The sequence below is a fragment of the Citrobacter sp. Igbk 17 genome, from assembly GCF_028069775.1.
Lineage (GTDB): Bacteria > Pseudomonadota > Gammaproteobacteria > Enterobacterales > Enterobacteriaceae > Citrobacter.
Genome location: NZ_JANEWI010000089.1, coordinates 1 through 533 on the forward strand (window position 1 = coordinate 1; position 533 = coordinate 533).

Below are 533 nucleotides of genomic sequence, written 5' to 3' on the forward strand. Positions count from 1 at the left end.
GCTGCTGTGGATCGGTGTCTTCCTGTTTCTCGGCGGCATGGCCGCCGGTGGTTGCAACAGCGCCGGCGGGCGGCTGGTCTCGGGTTGGTTCCCGCCCCAGCAACGCGGTCTGGCCATGGGAATCCGCCAGACCGCACAACCTTTGGGCATCGCCTCCGGCGCGTTGGTGATACCCGAACTGGCCGAACGCGGGGTGCACGCAGGGCTGATGTTTCCCGCCGTCGTGTGCACGTTGGCCGCGGTGGCCAGCGTGCTCGGTATCGTCGACCCACCGCGAAAATCCCGCACGAAAGCCTCCGAACAGGAGCTGGCCAGCCCTTATCGGGGATCGTCGATCCTGTGGCGGATACACGCGGCGTCGGCGTTGCTGATGATGCCGCAGACGGTGACCGTGACGTTCATGTTGGTCTGGCTGATCAACCACCACGGCTGGTCGGTCGCGCAGGCCGGTGTCTTGGTGACCATATCGCAGCTGCTGGGGGCGCTGGGCCGGGTCGCGGTCGGCCGCTGGTCGGACCATGTCGGGTCACGCA

At 67.2% G+C, this 533-nt stretch carries 1 protein-coding gene; it reads left to right on the plus strand.

From position 1 onward, the window contains the following. Nucleotides 1-533 (plus strand): MFS transporter (locus NNO08_RS22895; RefSeq protein WP_271457608.1); only part of this gene is annotated, 533 nt, incomplete at both ends.